The sequence below is a fragment of the Stenotrophomonas sp. YJH_SMC_25 genome, assembly GCF_059369595.1.
The window spans coordinates 105,586-122,199 of sequence record NZ_JCAFSV010000012.1 but is presented as its reverse complement, the minus strand read 5'-3'; the positions used below and the strand labels follow the sequence as shown (position 1 = coordinate 122,199).

13 protein-coding genes and 1 pseudogene are annotated in these 16,614 nt (G+C 64.1%); 4 read left to right on the top strand and 10 right to left on the bottom strand.

Annotation, left to right across the window (positions count from 1 at the left end):
• Positions 1 to 190: 190 nt before the first annotated feature.
• A complete protein-coding gene (locus AC5P7E_RS16495) occupies positions 191 to 1,093 on the bottom strand; it encodes a LysR family transcriptional regulator (RefSeq protein ID WP_062605378.1) in 903 nt (300 codons plus the stop codon).
• A 106-nt stretch (positions 1,094 to 1,199) separates the two neighbouring features.
• Here AC5P7E_RS16495 and AC5P7E_RS16490 point away from each other — a divergent pair, with 106 nt between their 5' ends.
• Together AC5P7E_RS16490 and dkgB are read left to right on the top strand one after the other, a co-directional pair.
• A complete protein-coding gene (locus tag AC5P7E_RS16490; RefSeq protein WP_005411585.1) occupies positions 1,200 to 2,414 on the top strand; it encodes an MFS transporter in 1,215 nt (404 codons plus the stop codon).
• 114 nt (positions 2,415 to 2,528) lie between these two features.
• Positions 2,529 to 3,338, top strand: coding sequence for a 2,5-didehydrogluconate reductase DkgB (gene dkgB / locus AC5P7E_RS16485; RefSeq protein ID WP_099473846.1), 810 nt, complete (start codon positions 2,529 to 2,531; stop codon positions 3,336 to 3,338).
• A gap of 63 nt (positions 3,339 to 3,401) precedes the next feature.
• Here the strand turns inward: dkgB and AC5P7E_RS16480 are convergent, their stop codons facing one another.
• Together AC5P7E_RS16480 and AC5P7E_RS16475 are read right to left on the bottom strand one after the other, a co-directional pair.
• Positions 3,402 to 5,135, bottom strand: coding sequence for a hybrid sensor histidine kinase/response regulator (locus AC5P7E_RS16480; protein ID WP_049395767.1), 1,734 nt, complete (start codon positions 5,133 to 5,135; stop codon positions 3,402 to 3,404).
• Position 5,136: 1 nt separating this feature from the next.
• Positions 5,137 to 5,463 (bottom strand): hypothetical protein, encoded by a 327-nt coding sequence (locus AC5P7E_RS16475; RefSeq protein WP_099527226.1) that lies wholly within the window; start codon positions 5,461 to 5,463, stop codon positions 5,137 to 5,139.
• Positions 5,464 to 5,850: 387 nt separating this feature from the next.
• Between AC5P7E_RS16475 and AC5P7E_RS16470 the strand changes: the two genes are divergently transcribed.
• Positions 5,851 to 6,627 carry a YdcF family protein gene (locus AC5P7E_RS16470; protein ID WP_012481587.1) on the top strand — a complete coding sequence of 259 codons (777 nt, stop codon included), beginning with the start codon at positions 5,851 to 5,853 and terminating at the stop codon, positions 6,625 to 6,627.
• Here the strand turns inward: AC5P7E_RS16470 and AC5P7E_RS16465 are convergent.
• From AC5P7E_RS16465 to AC5P7E_RS16445, 5 genes are all read right to left on the bottom strand, one after another.
• The gene (locus AC5P7E_RS16465) at positions 6,590 to 7,291 is read right to left on the bottom strand and encodes an alpha/beta fold hydrolase (RefSeq protein WP_329761706.1); all 702 of its coding nucleotides are present in this window, start codon (positions 7,289 to 7,291) and stop codon (positions 6,590 to 6,592) included. The two genes, AC5P7E_RS16470 and AC5P7E_RS16465, sit on opposite strands and share 38 nt — an antisense overlap.
• A 128-nt stretch (positions 7,292 to 7,419) precedes the next feature.
• Entirely contained in the window at positions 7,420 to 9,546 is a 2,127-nt protein-coding gene (locus tag AC5P7E_RS16460; RefSeq protein ID WP_099473920.1) for a peptidase domain-containing ABC transporter, read from the bottom strand.
• Between the two features lie 402 nt (positions 9,547 to 9,948).
• On the bottom strand, positions 9,949 to 10,137 hold the full coding sequence (locus AC5P7E_RS16455; protein WP_099473850.1) for a Blp family class II bacteriocin: 189 nt from the start codon (positions 10,135 to 10,137) through the stop codon (positions 9,949 to 9,951).
• Between the two features lie 51 nt (positions 10,138 to 10,188).
• Positions 10,189 to 10,365, bottom strand: a complete 177-nt coding sequence (locus AC5P7E_RS16450; RefSeq protein WP_165931253.1) for a hypothetical protein — start codon at positions 10,363 to 10,365, stop codon at positions 10,189 to 10,191.
• An 82-nt stretch (positions 10,366 to 10,447) separates the two neighbouring features.
• On the bottom strand, positions 10,448 to 11,695 hold the full coding sequence (locus tag AC5P7E_RS16445) for an HlyD family secretion protein (RefSeq protein ID WP_108270096.1): 1,248 nt from the start codon (positions 11,693 to 11,695) through the stop codon (positions 10,448 to 10,450).
• 218 nt (positions 11,696 to 11,913) lie between these two features.
• Here AC5P7E_RS16445 and AC5P7E_RS16440 point away from each other — a divergent pair.
• Positions 11,914 to 12,030 (top strand): annotated as a pseudogene (locus AC5P7E_RS16440) (heavy metal-binding domain-containing protein); the annotation flags it as partial.
• Between the two features lie 24 nt (positions 12,031 to 12,054).
• On the opposite strand, the gene AC5P7E_RS16435 reads toward AC5P7E_RS16440, so the two are convergent.
• On the bottom strand, positions 12,055 to 14,781 hold the full coding sequence (locus tag AC5P7E_RS16435) for a bifunctional acetate--CoA ligase family protein/GNAT family N-acetyltransferase (protein ID WP_099473854.1): 2,727 nt from the start codon (positions 14,779 to 14,781) through the stop codon (positions 12,055 to 12,057).
• Between the two features lie 178 nt (positions 14,782 to 14,959).
• Complete coding sequence (gene mgtE, locus AC5P7E_RS16430; RefSeq protein ID WP_043034452.1) at positions 14,960 to 16,330, bottom strand: magnesium transporter; 1,371 nt, start codon at positions 16,328 to 16,330, stop codon at positions 14,960 to 14,962.
• Positions 16,331 to 16,614 lie beyond the last annotated feature (284 nt).

The window sequence follows — 16,614 nt, the reverse complement described above, 5'->3', positions numbered from 1 at the left end:
GGCCGTGCGGACCAACGGTCCGCACCCACCGTAACCTGCGGTAGTGCCGGCCGCTGGCCGGCAACCCCACCACCACATGGGTAGCGCCCGACCGTTGGTCGGGCGATGGCAGGGGCCGTGCGGACCAACGGTCCGCACCCGCCTTAACCTGCGGTAGTGCCGGCCGCTGGCCGGCAACCCCACCACGACCTCAGCGCAGGTAATCGCTCCGCGCCATCGCTTCACCCAGGTAATCCAGGAACGAGCTGATCCGCGCCGACACCGCCGTGTTGCGGTAATACACCGCGTGGATCGGCTGGTACACATCCAGCGTCTGCGTCGCCAGCACCGGCACCAACGTGCCGGCGGCGCGGTCGCGGTCGGTCACGAAGTCGGACAGGCAGGTGATGCCCACGCCTTCCACCGCCAGTCGGCGTAGTGTTTCGCCGCTGGACACCGCGATATCCGGTCGCACCCGCAGCAGGCCATCGGCATCGCCCGGCAGCGGCCAGTGATTCAACGATTCCGGTTCGTTGAAGCTGAGCAGGGTGTGCTGGCCCAGCGCGGCGACGCTGGCCGGTTCGCCGTGTGCCGCCAGGTAGGCCGGACTGGCCACCAGCCGCAGCTGGCAGCGACCCAACGGCCGCGCATGCAGGGTGGAGTCGGCCAGCAGCCCGATCCGGATCGCCAGGTCGGTGCGCCGTTCCAGCAGGTCGATGTAGCGCTCGGAGCTGTTCAACTCCAGCTGCACCTCCGGGTAGCGCGCGCGGTACCCGGCCACCAGCGGCGCGATCACGTGCAGCACGAACGGCATCGCCGCATCCACGCGCAGGCGTCCGGCCGGGCGCTCGCGGCGGGCGGCCATCTGTTCCTCGGCGGACTCCACCGCATCGATGATCGCCCGTGCATGGCGCAGGTAGGCCTCGCCCTCTGCGGTCAGGTGCAGGCGGCGGGTGGTACGGGTCAACAGGGTGGTGCCGAGCTTGTCTTCCAGCCGCCCCAGCGCCCGGCTCACGCCCGACGGCGTCTGCCCCAGCTGTTCGGCGGCAGCACTGATCGACCCGCTGTCGATCACCGCGAGGAAGGCCTGCATTTCATCGAGAGTGGTCTTCATGCCTCCATTATTGACTGGGCGGCAATAGTGATTGGCGTGAAGGCCGGTTTTTTCCGCAAAGGTGCGCCGCGCACACTGCGCGCCTTCCTTCCCTCCGGAGCCGGCCATGATCCGTGGCATTCCCCTCGCCCTGCTGGCGCTGACCCTCGGTGCCTTCGCCATCGGCACCACCGAGTTCGTCATCGTCGGCCTGATTCCCACCATTGCCGCCGACCTTCAGGTCAGCCTGCCCTCGGCCGGCCTGCTGGTCTCGCTGTATGCCCTCGGCGTGGCCATCGGTGCGCCGGTGCTGACCGCGCTCACCGGCCGCGTGCCGCGCAAGTCGCTGCTGGTGGCGCTGATGGTGCTGTTCACCCTCGGCAACGTCATCGCCTTCCTGGCGCCGGGCTACACCTCGCTGATCGTCGCCCGAATCCTCACCGGCCTCGCCCACGGTGTGTTCTTCTCGATCGGTTCGATCATCGCCACCGCGGTGGTGCCGAAGGAGAAGGCCGCCAGCGCGATCGCCATCATGTTCACCGGCCTCACCGTGGCGCTGGTGACCGGTGTGCCGCTGGGCACCTTCATCGGCCAGCACCTGGGCTGGCGCGCCACCTTCCTGGCGGTGGCCGCGCTGGGCGTGATCGCCCTGCTCGGCGCGCTGCTGTTCGTGCCGCGCAGCGTGCCGCAGAGTGCGCCGGCCAGCTTCCGCCAGCAGCTGGCCGTACTCGCCCAACCCCGCCTGCTGCTGGTCTATGCGATGACCGCGCTGGGCTACGGCGGCACCTTCCTGGCCTTCACCTATCTGGCGCCGATCCTGCAGGACGTCACTGGTTTCTCGGCAAACGCAGTCAGCCTGGTGCTGCTGGTGTACGGCGTGTCGGTGGCGATCGGCAACCTGTGGGGCGGGCGCATGGCCGACCGCATGGGCCCGGTGCCCGCACTGAAGCGCATCTTCGCCCTGTTGGCCGTCGTGCTGTTCGTGCTCACCTTCACCGCCTACAACACCTGGCTGATGCTGCTGACGGTACTGGCACTGGGTGCGGTGGCGTTCGGCAACGTGCCCGGCCTGCAGGTGTATGTGGTCAAGCAGGCTCAGCGCTATGCGCCGCAGGCCACCGACGTGGCATCGGGGCTGAACATCGCCGCCTTCAACATCGGTATCGCGCTGGGCGCCTCGCTCGGCGGCCTGGTGGTGGAGAACATCGGCCTGATGCACACGCCGTGGCTGGGCGCGCTGGTGGTGGTGGGTGCGTATGCATTGACCGTGCTCAGCGGCCGCCTGGACCGCCGCGACGGCATCGATGACCGCGCCGATGGCATCGCCGTGGCCACGCATTGAGATAGGTCATGCCCTGCCGGTACGGTGGTGCAATGCACCGTTGCCGGCACGCATGCGGCCACTGGCCTACCCTTTGCTGGATATTCGCATCCCTCCCCTCTGCTGGAGCTCCCCATGACTGTCCCCGCCTTCGGTCTCGGCACCTTCCGCCTGAAAGACCAGACCGTGATCGACTCGGTGCGCAACGCGCTGGATGTCGGCTACCGCGCCATCGATACCGCGCAGATCTACGGCAATGAAGCCGAGGTCGGCCAGGCCATCGCCGATTCCGGCGTGCCGCGCGAAGAGATCTACCTGACCACCAAGGTCTGGATCACCGCGTTCAAGCGCGAAGCGCTGCTGGCCAGCCTGCGTACCAGTCTGGAAAAGCTGCGTACCGATCATGTGGACCTGACGCTGATCCACTGGCCGTCGCCGAACGACAAGGTCGACGTGCCGATGGAGGAGTACCTGCCGGCGATGGCCGAGGCCAAGGCACAGGGCCTGACGAAGGCGATTGGCATCTCCAACTTCACCATCGCCCAGACCCGCAAGGCGATCGGCATCCTCGGTGCCGACGCCATCGCCACCAACCAGATCGAGATCCACCCGTACCTGCAGAACCGCCTGCTGGTGAAGTTCCTGCAGGACAACGGCATCCACGTCACTGCCTACATGAGCCTGGCCTATGGCGAGGTGATCAAGGACCCGGTGATCCAGGCCATTGCCGGCCGTCACCAGGCCACTCCGGCGCAGATCGCGCTGGCCTGGGCGCTGCAGCAGGGCTTCTCGGTGATCCCGTCGTCGACCAAGCGCGAGAACCTGTCGAGCAACCTGGAAGCGGCAGCGATCCGCCTGACCGACGAAGACATGGCGCAGATCGCCAAGCTGGATCGTGGCCATCGCCTGGCGAATCCGGAAGGGATTGCACCCGCCTGGGATTGATCCCGACCGCGGTTGCGGATCGGAATCGGTAGGTGCCGACCTTGGTCGGCACCTACCGGACGGTCAGCGCTCGGCAACACCGCGCAACATATCCAGGACGCTCTCGATGTCCAGTGGCTTGCACAGAAACCCAGCCGCGCCCAGCGCCTGCGCCCTGTCAATCACCTCTACCCGGGTGTCTGCGCTCATCACCAGAACGGGAGGCGCCGCAGGGTCCCTGACCAGCGCCTCCAGTACGTCCCACCCACTGCAACCTGGCATGTGCAGATCCAGCAGAACTACGTCGGGCGCCAGCGCCTTGATGACGGCCTGAGCATCGTGACCATCTTTCCGGAAGCTGAGGCGATGGCCTGCACACTGCAGCAGGTGCTGCACCACCTCGCGGTTGGTCTCCACGTCTTCGAACAGCAGGCAGTGCAGCGGACGAACCACCGCCGCGTGCAACTGGAAAAGCTCACCCAGGGAAGGAAGCGGCTCAGCCTCATCGGCCACGGCAGCAGCGAAGCACCACACGAATGAGGCGCCGCCGACATCGCTGCGGCCGACGCTGATCGTTCCGCCCATGGCATCGGAAATCAGCCGAACGATGTACAGCCCGAGCCCGACGCCCTGTTCGCAACGTGCTTCGCCCTGACTGACCTGCACGAAAGGCGAGAAAATCATGTCTCTCTGCGCTTCGTCGATGCCCGTCCCGGAGTCGCAGACCGAGATCCGCACCTGCCAGTCATCCACCGCTCGAACGGCGCCAACCGAGACCCTCGCCTCGCCCGCCATGGGACTGAACTTGATGGCATTGCAGAGAAGATTGGTCACCACCTGTTCGATGCGACCGCCATCTGCCAACAGCCATACGTCTGCTCTCCCCACATCCACCTGCAGTACCACGCCTTTGTCTGCAGCCGCAGGCATGCAGCTCGCCTGCGCCGCCTCGATGATGGAACGCAGCGAACAAGGATGTGGCCGCAGTTTCAGCTTGCCACCATCAATGCTGGCAACATCAAGTACATCATCAATGCGACGTCGGAGCGCCTGGGCCTGCCCTGCAACGGTGGCCAGTGCGTGTCGCTGGGCAGCACTTGCCGTATTGACCTCCAGAAGCTGGATGCCGCTGATGATGGCATTGAGCGGCGTGCGAAGCTCATGACTCATGGTGCCGACGAATCGCCCCTGCGCCTCACGCGACGCAATGGCACGCAACGCGATTTCGCGCATCGCTGCCACCAATGACGCCACGACCAGCGGCAACAGGATGGTCAGCGCCAGCGCATAGGCCAGATAGGCGGGCCGCGAGAACCAGTAGCCTTCGGGGGCTGCCCAAAGCAGCGCCACGGCCGTTACCGCGATTGCCGGCGCCATGGCCTTGCGTCCGTAAGCCACCGTCGCGGCGATGACGAGGAACGGCAGGATTGCATTGAGTGCCATCAACAGGATGAAGGCCGCGTGCACCTGGATGGCCACCATCGCCAGACTGAGCAGAAGGCCCGCCGCGTCGTACCACGTGTCGTGACGCGCCCTGCGAAGGTTTACAAAGAGTGCCCACGCTACAGATACCGCCAGAAGTACAACGGCGGCCGGCAGCACCCGCGCTGCCTCATCGGCCAGAACAGGCTGAGGGCCATCGATCCAAAGCCAGCACCACAGCACCGCAAGCGCCTGCAGCAGCACACGGAACCCACTGGCGCGCGGCTCCTGGAAGCATGACAGCAGTAGAGCCAGACGATGCATTTCCAGCACGCGCGCAGCATGCAGCAGCGCTGCCGGGGACGACATTGGAGAGGGCGTGTACGGATCATGCATGTCAGCGCCCCCCGGTCAGTGATTGACCTGTCGTGCGTCCCAGAAGGCGCTTTGCCGAGATTGCCAGCGCGCAGCCGCGCAGCCGCACGCTGCCGATGGCTTCGCCGGAGCGGAGAGCATCAGCCAGATTTTCGCAGGCATCGGCAATCCTGCAGCTGCCCAAGGCCGAGGTCACACTTTTCAAGGCATGCATGCGCGAAAGCTCCTGTTCCAGGCAACCCGGGGATTCATTCTCCGCAGCGCTCATCCAGCGCGAAATCGCCTCGTCCAGGTCAACGACAAACGATGAGAACTGGTCTGGCGCGGTCGCTGCAATCAGGTTGAGCATCGATCGCTCCCCGAGCTCAGGTCCGTCTGCAGGATGTCGCCGCGGCTCTACGCCTTGCGTTGAGTTCAAGCGTCGCATTGCTTTCCTCTGCTTGTCGCATTCAACACCTGAAGAGATGCGTTTCCGCGTTCCGCGACACCCAAACAGAGGCCTGAAGCGACAACGTGCGGAGCGTACGGACTACTGCATCCGTTGATGGATCTGCAGGAACAGCTGCGGAAACATGCTACCCAGTAGATGCCCGCCTGCAACCGCGAGCAGGATGGCGCCCACGATGGCAACACATCTGACCGGGAGTGACATTCGCTTCAGATCCATGGCATCCAGCATGGAAGCAACGATCGCGTAATGCCATCGGATTCCTTTCAAATTTTCCTGAGGTTCGACATGCTCGCCCTGACACTCTTTCTGCTGCTCTCGTGTGCGGTTCTGGTTCGAAAGCGACACGTGCGTAGCGGCGCCCTGCTCGCCGTAGCGCCACTGGCCATCCTGGCCAGCGCGAGCGCGCCCATCACGCAACTGCTGCTGGACCTGGCACAGGACGCGCCGCCAAGCACTGCAACAGCGCACCATCCACGCACGGCGATTGTCGTGCTGGGCGCTGGCATCGATCAGGACGCTCACGGCTCCAGGCCCGGCCTGGCTGGCTATAGCCGGTTGATGGCCGCAACGCAGCGCTACCTCGCCTGCGAACGCACCGGCGAATCCTGCGTGGTGCTGGTCAGCGGTGGCGCTACTGCGCCAGACAATGCCGCAGAAGCCAACGTCTACGCGCGTGAACTGATTGCGCTGGGCGTGCCTGCGGAACACATCATCCGCGAGCACGCCAGCGTGAACACCTGGCAGAACGCCAGCAACAGCAGCCGAATGATCCAGCGCGACAGTGTCCGGGTAGTGCTGGTGACCTCTGGCCTGCACCTAAGGCGAAGTCTGATCTACTTCCGGCACTTCGGTGTCGTGGCCGAGGGCTTGCCCAGTGATCGCCTCCGCGCCTCGCCGGGGTGGCTTCCCTCTGCGTACAACCTGCTGCTGATCGAAGTGATGCTGCACGAGTACATCGGCGTCCTGCGCTACCACGTTTACAACGGCATGGGTTGGAACGAGGAATCCATCAAGCTGGACAGTGTCACGCCTGCAGCAACCACCCACGCATCGCCGCACTGACCTCGTCCGGCTTCTCCATCGGGGCAAGGTGCCCGCAATCGGGCACCACCACCAGCTGCGAGTGCGGCACCAGGGCATGCATTTCCTCGCTTACTGCCAGCGGCGTGATGTGATCGTTGGCCCCGCAGATGATCAACAGCGGATCGCGGTAGCCAGCCAGCACGTCATGGCCGTCAGGGCGTTCCAGCGCGCTCTGGCGCAGGAACACTTCCGCGCCCAGGCGGGCGGTCATGTCGCGCACGCGCTGCACCAGCACGTAGTCATCCAGCCGCGAGGCGTCGATGTAGCTGCGCATCAGCGCATCGCCGAAGCCGTGGAACTTCCCCGGCAGGCGCACACTGGCGCGTTGGCTGCGGCGTTGTTCGGCACGTTCCGGTGAATCGGCGTGGATCGAGGTATCGACCAGCGCCAGCTGCAACACGCGTTCCGGCGCGATGCGCAGAATCTGCTGGGCGACGAAACCGCCCAGCGAGAAACCGGCCAGCGCGAAGCGCTCCGGCGCCTGCGCCAGCACATCCTCGGCCACGGCGTGCAGGGTCTCACCACGGGTCTGGTCGCCTACGGTGCAATCGGCAATGTCGGCCAGATCGGCCAACTGCGCGCGCCACAGCTCGCCATCGTTGAGCAGGCCGGGCAGCAGCAACAGGGGGGTACGGTCGGTCATGGGGGTATTGTCGCGCCGGTGCGGTGACGGCGCCATGCCAGCGACCGCGCCAAGCGCGGCGACGTGCCGCCGGATGAGCCAGGCGCGCCGGACCCACGCCCGCTTCTGGATACCCTGTGGGACGCGAGTCAGACCGATGCCGCGACGCATTCCTCGGCGTCGGAAGCAGGCGCCGTCGACGCCCCACGCTGGGGCCGCACCTCCTGGACGATCCGCCCCTGCTCCATCACGAGCACGCGGTCGGCGCTGTTTATGGTCTCCGGCCTATGGGCCACGATCACCTTGGTCAGCTCCATACGCTGCACGGCTTCGTTGACCAAGCGCTCGCGCATGACATCAAGATGGCTGGTGGCCTCATCTAGAAACAGAATCCGTGGCCGGCGGTAGAGGGCGCGGGCCAGAATCACTCGCTGCTTCTGACCGCCTGAGAGCGAGTTGCCCATGTCGCCGATAAGACCGTGGTAACCCATCGCCATCCCCGCGATGTCATCGTGCACCGCGGCCATTCGAGCAGCTTCCTCAATGCGCTGTTCATCGAAGCCACTGTCGAAGCCGCTGATGTTGTCGGCAATGCTCCCGGCAAACAACTGGTCATCCTGCATCACCGCTCCGATCATGGAGCGGACGCCACGTGGACCGTGCTTCTGGATATCTATCCCGCCGATGCTTACGCTTCCTTCGCTGGGCTTGAGCAATCCGAGCAGCAGTTTCATCAGGGTCGACTTGCCGCAACCTGATGCGCCCACGATGGCCACTGCTTCACCCTGTTCAACACGAAAGGAACAGTTGCGGACGATCCAGGGCTCACCTTCGGCGTAACGGAAGGAGAGATTCTCGACCTCGATGGAGGACGAAATTGGTACCACTGTGTCGATCTGATCGAAATCCTGATCAGGTTCACTCAGAACGACATCCGCCAATCGCTCGCCATGCAGGCGAAGCATCCTGAACTCGATGGCCTTGTCGATCAGACCAGCCATTCGTAGTGCGAACTGGTCCTTGTACGCAAGATAGGCTACCAACATGCCAACCGAGAACACGTTGTTCATGGCCAGCACCGCGCCAATCCAGATGACAGCAATCCTCTCGACTCCGAAGATCAGCTGACTGGTAACGGTGAAGCCGAGCGTCAGCTTCGAAAGCCTGACTTCTTCATTGACCGTGCCAACCATCAGGTTCTCGTAGGTTGCCCTCCGCATCGGCTCCTGGCCGGCGATCTTGATGCTCTGCATGCCGCGGATCGACTCGAGCAGATGCGATTGCTGCTTTGCACTGGCAACGAGCTGGCGCTCGGTACGATTGCGAACTGGCGCGTACGCGGTGGCGCGGACCAAGGTGTACAGCACCACCGCCGCCAGCGTCACCAACGCTAGCTTCCAGCTGTAGAGAACCATGACTCCTAGCGTGACGATCGCCATCAGGCCATCGATGAGCGCTTCGACGAAACTGGTCGTCAACGTCCTCTGGATGGATTGCACCGACGAGACCCGAGAGGTGATATCGCCCAGGTGTCGCTTCTCGAAGAAGTCCAACGGCAATCGCAGCAGATGCCCGATAACATTCCCCATCCATCTCAAGCCCAGAGTAGAGGAGAGATAGATGACAGACCAACCGCGCAACAGCCCGATAGCCACCTGCAACAGCATGGCAAGCCCGAAGCTTATTCCCAGTACCGTAAGGAGATCCCGATCTGCCGAAACCAGTGCCTGATCCACCACCCACTGGGTATAGAACGGGGCAAGGACCACGAAGATCTGGAGCGCGACCGAGAGAAGCAGGACTAACGCCAACGAGGGCCACAGGCCATTGATCTGTCCCGTCAGCTGCCGCAGTGAGATCGAATCCGGCCGGGCCTCCTTCTGGAACTCCGACGTGGGAGCCAGCTCAAGCGCCACACCGGTGAAATGCTCGGACACCTCCTCCAGCGCAAGCACCCGCTCACCGATGGCGGGATCAAGAATCCTGACGCCGCTGCGGCCCACCTTTGCCAGCACCACATAGTGGCTCAGATCCCAATGTAGAATACAAGGCAGTTTGAGTTCGGAAAGGTGCTCCATCTCAAGCCGCAAGGGCCGCGAAGACAGTCCCAACTGATGTGCAATGTGGATGAGCTGGGCCAGCTTGGCACCCTTGAGCGATAACGGATAGCGCCGGCGGATCTCGCTTAGACCGATCTTCTTCCCATGAAAGTCGGCGATCATCGCGATCGACGCCAGCCCACATTCCGTTGCCTCCGACTGCAGTATCGCTTTCATTCCGATGACAAGCCCAAGATCCCAGTCAATCTGAAACAGACGCCTCTGGTGCAAACCTCAGTACCAATGGCCACTACCGAACACGCCGCATGATCACCTTCGGCAGCGTGAATTTTTCCCGCACAAGGGTTCAATTCGACGTATGTTCTCTCTGAACTCGCTTGCGTCTTGCATCAACGAATCTGGCGATAGCGACCACAATCGCACCAACGCACAGAAGTGACCAGATCCGGCGGTCTGAAGATGCCGCGACCACGGCCAGGCAGCACACACAGATGGCGAACGTCTTTTCGTCGATACCCGGAAACTTCATGATCTGCTCTCCTCCTGCCAATTTTTCCGGAAGCCAGTGCTTCCAAACAGATTGCGCAGGGGTGCGCCAGCACCCCTGCGCCATGCCCATCACATCAGGTAGTGACCCACGATTGCACCGTGGATGCCACCGCTGACCGCGCCAGCGAATGCGCCCACCGGCCCCCCCACCAGGAACCCGACTCCCGCACCGGCGATCACGCCACCGACGAAGCCGTTCGAAGCACCTTCGCCTGCGCCGTCGACATTGGCAACTTCCGCATTATTGAGTTCACGCATGATAATTCCTCCTATATTGATATGATTGATTGAGTTTCAGAGAAGAAGGACTTACATCAGGTAAAGCGCAACGGCGATTCCCCCACCGATGAGCGCACCGGCAGCGGACCCGGCCGGGCCACCAGCGAGCGCACCTGCAAAGCCACCCGCACCTGCACCATTGATGAAGGCACCCATCGCACCTTCACCCTCAACTTCGAAAACTTCATCCATGGTCAGTTCACGCACAATCGATCTCCTGAAATTGGCACACGTCCAGTGTGCATGGGCTGGCTCGACCAGCAACACGCTGTCTCATCCAATGCTGCAGTCATTGTCCGAACACAGTTCCCTTGATTGAGTAGATCGGCTCAAGGACCCACTCAAAGAATGATCTCGTCTCACCCAGAACATCCGCATCCACGAGCATTCCGGGTTTGAGTGCCTCGGGCTTCCCGTATGCGCTTACCGTTTGCGCTGCAAGCGCGACGGTGATTCGGTACATCGGCTCTGTCGCGCTGCCATTCTGCGGGACGCCCAGTGTGCTTCGACTGATCCGCGAAACCCGCCCTTCATGATGTCCAAACTTCTGGTAGGGATATGCCTGGTATCTGAGCAGGACCTTGTCATCGGGTTCGATGAAACCCACCGCTCGGCTCGGAACCAGTAATTCCGCTTCCAGACGGCCATCCCCAGGCAGCACGCTCACGATCGGCTGACCGCTCTGCACGGCCTGGCCAGCCTTGATCTGCTGGGTGGCCACAATTCCAGAGACCGGCGCGACAATGGCCAAGCGCCCACGTGCGGTATTCTCCACGCGTTCCTGCTCAAGCAATGCCAGATCCTGCTGGAATGCCGCTTCTGCGGCCTCATTCTCTCCAGGCAGTTCATTGAGCGCCTGCGTGATCTGCTCGATCATCCTGCGCGTGGCGATGGACTGTCGCTGCAATGCCTGCATTTCGCCCTTCTGCGTGAGCGCTGCAGATTCCTGCTGCTTGATCTGGAGAACACTGACGTAACGATCATCCTCAAGGAGCCGGAGGCGTTCCAACGTTTCCTCTGCAATTCTGATCTGATCCCGCCTTGTCAGCACTTCCGTGTCAATCTGTGCAAGCTCTCGCTGTGCGTTGGAAAGTTGGCCACTCAATCCCTCACGCTGTGCGCTCAGGCGCATCCTTTTGGCAATCTGTGCGGCCTCAAGGCCGGACGTCCTGCGCTCGAAGCGGGATTCCATCGCGGCCAGCGTATCCCCATCGGTGGTAGTGGCCCGCGGGACAGTCAAGACCGCGATCACTTCGCCTGCTTCGACGTGCTCACCCTCGGAAACGCTGACTTCCGACATGAACCCATCAGCGGGCGCCATGACCTGCGCGATGCCATTAACTGGAACAAGCTGGCCACCCACATGCGAACGACGGGTATAGGTGCCAATTGAAAGCAGCAGCGCTACAGCAAGTGCGGTGACAGAAGCGGCGATCGCAAGAACCCAGAGTCTGATTGGCTGCGCGATGGAAATCGATCCCAACCAACCGGCACGTTTTCCTTGTAGAACTTCCTTGCGAAACAGATCTGTAGACACTCTTCGATAATCATTTAGCCCGCGTTCACCGAATGATAGCGACGTCTGTTCGCAGAGTTAAAGAGCGAAATGCGTCAGCGCTTATCCCATATGGTGACCTCGATTCGATAACCATTTCTTGAGAGACGCGCCAACTACTTGGTGCACTGGCATGCTCGGGCTGATCGCGCGCCGTCATGCAGGGCATAAGCCGTCGTCATAGTCCACGCTCAATCATTAGAACAACCGGCGCCAACGCGATCATCGGCATGCGCCACGACGCCACCGATGTGATGACCGGGCTGACCGAGGTGCTGTGCTATGGCACGGCTGTGGTGGTGGAACCGGTGCGATGAGATCGGTGCACCGCCGAGCGCGGATCACGCCACCGGCGGCACTTCGGGCACCTCGACCTGCTGCACCGGCAGGGTCACCATCATCACCGTCGGGTCATCCGGGTCCAGCTTCGTCTTGAAGCCCAGGCTCTGGCACATCGCCAGCATGGTGCTGTTCTCGCGCAGCACCTGGCCTTCGACCACGTCCAGGCCCAGCCACTTGGCGTACTCGATCATGATTGCCATCAGCCGCCAGCCGATGCCGTGTCCCTTCAGGTCCGAGCGGATCAAGATGCCGTACTCGCCACGGTGGTAATCGGCATCGGCGTGCAGGCGCACCGCGCCGAGCATTTCGCCACTGCGCGGTTCGATCGCCACCAGTGCGATCGAGCGTGCGTAGTCGAGCTGGGTCAGGCGCGCGATGAACTCGTGGCTGAAGTGCTTCACCGACTGGAAGAAACGCAGGCGCAGGTCCTCGTCGCTGACGCGGGCGAAGAACGCACGGAACAACGCGTCATCCTCCGGCCGCACCGGACGCACGAAGGCGCGGCCGCCATCGGACAGTTCGATGGTGCGCTCCCACTCCTTCGGGTACGGGAACACCGAAAAACGCGGATGGCCACGGCCCTTGTGCAGGATGCGCGACGGCGCCACCGCCACGCGTGCGTCGAGGGCGAGGATGCCCTTGCCGTCGACCAGCAACGGATTGATGTCCAGCGTGCGCACTTCGGGAATGTCGGCGGCCAGTTGTGCCAGCTTGACCAGCGCCAATGCCAGTGCGCGCTCGTCGGCGGCAGGCACATCGCCATAGGCCTTGAGGATGCGCGAGGCGCGGGTCTGGCCGATCAGCTCGTGGGCCAGGCGCAGGTCCAGCGGCGGCAGCGCCAACGCCTTGTCATTGATCACTTCAACCGCGGTACCGCCACGGCCGACCACGATCACCGGGCCGAACGTCGCGTCATCGGCAATGCCGACGATCAACTCGCGCGCCTTCGGGCGAACGATGGTCGGCTGCACCAGCAGGCCATCGATGCGCGCATCCGGCCGCAGCTGGCGTGCGCGCGACAGGATCGCGTTGGCCGCGCTCTGCACCGCCGGCAGCGTGGACAGGTTCAGGCGCACGCCGTCCACTTCCGACTTGTGCGGAATGTCCGGCGACAGGATCTTCAGCGCCACGCTGGCGCCACGCTCCAGCAACGGCTGCGCCAGGTCCATTGCCTCGTGCGCATCGCGCGCGTGCATCACCGGCGCGGAGGGAATGCCGTAGGCCTTGAGCAGTTCGTGGGTGGCCAACGGGTCCAGCCATTGCTGGCCGTTGGCCAATGCCGCATCGACCAGCGCGCGTGCGGCCGCCGCGTCGACACTGAAGTCCTGCGGCAGGCTGGGCGGTGTTTCCATCAGCGCGTTCTGCGCTTCGCGGTAACGCACCAGATGCTGGAAGCCGCGCACCGCTTCGGCCTCGGTCGGATAGGTCGGCACCCGTGCCGCGTTGAGCGTGGCGGTGGCCTGGTCATCGTTGCCCAGCCACACCGCGAATACCGGTTTGTCGCGGTGATGGCGCGGGCGCAGTCCGAGCGTGCGGGTAAGCGCCTGTGCGGCGTCTGCGGATGAAGTGAATGCGGTCGGCACGTTGACCACCATCACCGCATCATTCTCGTTGTCAGCCAGCAGCGCCTCGATGGCGGCGGCATAGCGGTCACCATCGGCGTCGACCACGATGTCGACCGGGTTGCTGCGCGACCAGCCCTGCGGCAGCACGGCGTCGAGTTTCTCGACCGTGCTGTCGGACAGGTTGGCCAGCGTGCCACGCAGTGCAATGAGCTGGTCCACGGCCAGGCGGCCGACACCGCCACCATTGCTGAGAATGGCCAGGCGACGACCGGGGAAGGTCCCCAACCGGCCCAGCGATTCGGCGGCCGTGAACAGTTCGTCCAGCGCGCCCACGCGCAGCAGGCCGGCGCGGTTGAACGCGGCGCCATACACGTCGTCGGCGCGGGCCAGGGCCTGCACATGGGTATCGCGGCTGCCCGGCTGCACGCGCTCGGCGCGGCCGGACTTCACCACCACTACCGGCTTGGCGCGGGCGGCGGCACGCGCGGCCGACATGAACTTGCGCGCATCCTTGATCTGCTCGACGTAGAGCAGGATGGCGCGGGTGCGGTAGTCGGTGGCGAAGTAGTCGAGCAGGTCACCGAAGTCGACGTCCATCGTGTCGCCCAGCGAGACCACCGCGGAAAACCCGACCGAGCGGGCCACGCCCCACTCCACCAGCGCGGCGGCAATGGCCGAGGATTCGGAGATCAACGCAAGATCACCGGCCTGCGGGAAGTGCGCGGCGATGCTGGCATTGAGCCGCGCGTGCGGTGCAATCACACCCAGGCAGTGTGGGCCGAGGATGCGCAGGCCATGCTTGCGCGCCACCGCCTCCACCTGCGCCGACAGCGAGCCCGGGCCTTCCCCCAGGTGCGCGGTGAGGATGATTGCGGCCTGCACGCCGCGTTCGGCAGCGGTGCGCACCACCTGCGGCACGATCGACGCCGGCGCGGTGATAACCACCAGATCCGGCACCCAGTCCAGGTCCTTCAGCCGCTTCACGGTGCGGATGCCATCGATTTCGGCATGCCGCGGGTTGATCCACGCCACCTTGCCGGGGAAGCCGGTGCCGCGCAGGTTGCGCATCACCGCACGTCCGGCCGAGCGCTGACGCGGGCTGCCGCCGATCACCGCGACCGACTGCGGACGGAACACGGACTGCAGGTGGTAGGTACTCATGCGCCTACGGTAACCAAATTCCATGGCGATGGGGTCAGATCCCTTTCGCCAAGGAAGGGCTCTGACCCTTGCGTGACCCTTGCGTGCCGACCAAGGTCGGCAACTACCGGAGCACGCTGCTTCAGGGGTCCGAGCCCTTCGCTGCGCGAAGGGATCCGACCCCGTAACCGACCCCGGTTTACAACAGTGTGCCGTGCAGGATCATCGCGGCGATGCTGAAATAGATCACCAGCCCGGTCACGTCCACCAGCGTGGCCACGAACGGGGCCGAGGCACTGGCCGGGTCGAAGCCGAGCCGCTTCAGGATGAACGGCAGCATCGATCCGGACAGCGAGCCGAACGTGACGATGCCGATCAGCGCCGCGCCGATGGTGATCGCCAGCAGGATCCAGTGCTCGCCGTAGTCATGCAGGCCACCCAGCTGCCAGATCACGATTCGCACGATGGCCAGGCAGCCGAGGATCGCGCCCAGCACCATGCCGGTGGGCACTTCGCGCAGGGCCACCTTCCACCAGTCGCGCAGGCGCAGCTCGCGCAGCGCCAGGCTGCGGATCAGCAGCGAGGTGGCCTGCGAACCGGAGTTGCCGCCCGAACTCATGATGAGCGGAATGAACAGGGTCAGCACCACCGCGCGCGCCAGTTCGTCCTCATAGTGCTGCATCGCGCTGGCGGTCAGCATCTCGCCCAGGAACAGCACGCTCAGCCAGCCGGCGCGCTTGCGCAGCATCTCGAAGAAACCGATCTGCATGTACGGCTTGTCCAGCGCTTCCATGCCGCCGAACTTGTGCGCGTCCTCGGTGGATTCCTCGATCAGCGCATCCAGTACGTCATCGACGGTGACGATGCCGAGCATCTGCTGCTGCGCATCGACCACCGGGATCGCCAGCAGGTCGTGGCGACGGATCAGCCGTGCCACTTCTTCCTGGTCCATCAGTGCGTCCACCGTCACCGGTGGATTGACCTGGGCCACGTCCAGGATCGACTCCTCCGGCAGGCCGGTGATCAGCCGGCGCATGGTCACCACCTGCTGCAGCTGCTGGCTGGCCGGCTCCAGCACGTAGATCGCGTACACCGTTTCACGGGTGCGCTCGACCTGGCGGATGTGCTGCAGGGTCTGCGCCACGGTCCAGCTGGCGGGTACCGCCACGTACTCGGTGGTCATCAGCGCGCCGGCGGTGTTCGGCGGGTAGCTGAGCAGCTTCTGGATGGCCTGGCGGGCGTCGGTGCCCAGCAGCGGGATCAACCGGGCGCGTTCTTCCTCATCCAGCTCATGGACGATGTCGGTGGCGCGGTCGTCGGCCATCAAGCCGAGCAGGGCGGCAGCGCGCGCCGGCGGCAGCGCAGCCACCAGTTCGCCGCTGCGGTGCAGTTCCGGCGCTTCCAGCATTTTCACTGCACGCGGCAACGGCAGCGCAGCCAGCGTTTCCGCGGCGCGGGTCAGTTCCAGCGTGTTGAGGAATTCCACCGCATCGGCGGTGTTGAAGTTCGCCAGCGGCGCGGCCAGTGCGGCGGCATCGGCCACCGGGCGCAGCAATTGCTTCTGGTTCATCGGGTTTGCCTTGTGGGGGTGCGACCTCGCGCAACGCCAACGCAGGCAAACCGTCCCGATGTCAGGCGGTGGCCATCGCTGGCGTCGAACGAGGTCGACTTCTACTGTCGCTGGACATGGGTTGGGTACTCCGGGATGCGTGTGCCGACGGACGCGCCGCCAGCGGCGGGCAGTCTGGACCCGTGGACCATGCAGGTCAACCCGGTCCCGCCGCGGCAGCACCCTGCCCGCAGGTTGTTCTCGTGCGTACACAGGCCGGCGCGCATAATGGCGCGGTGGTGTTC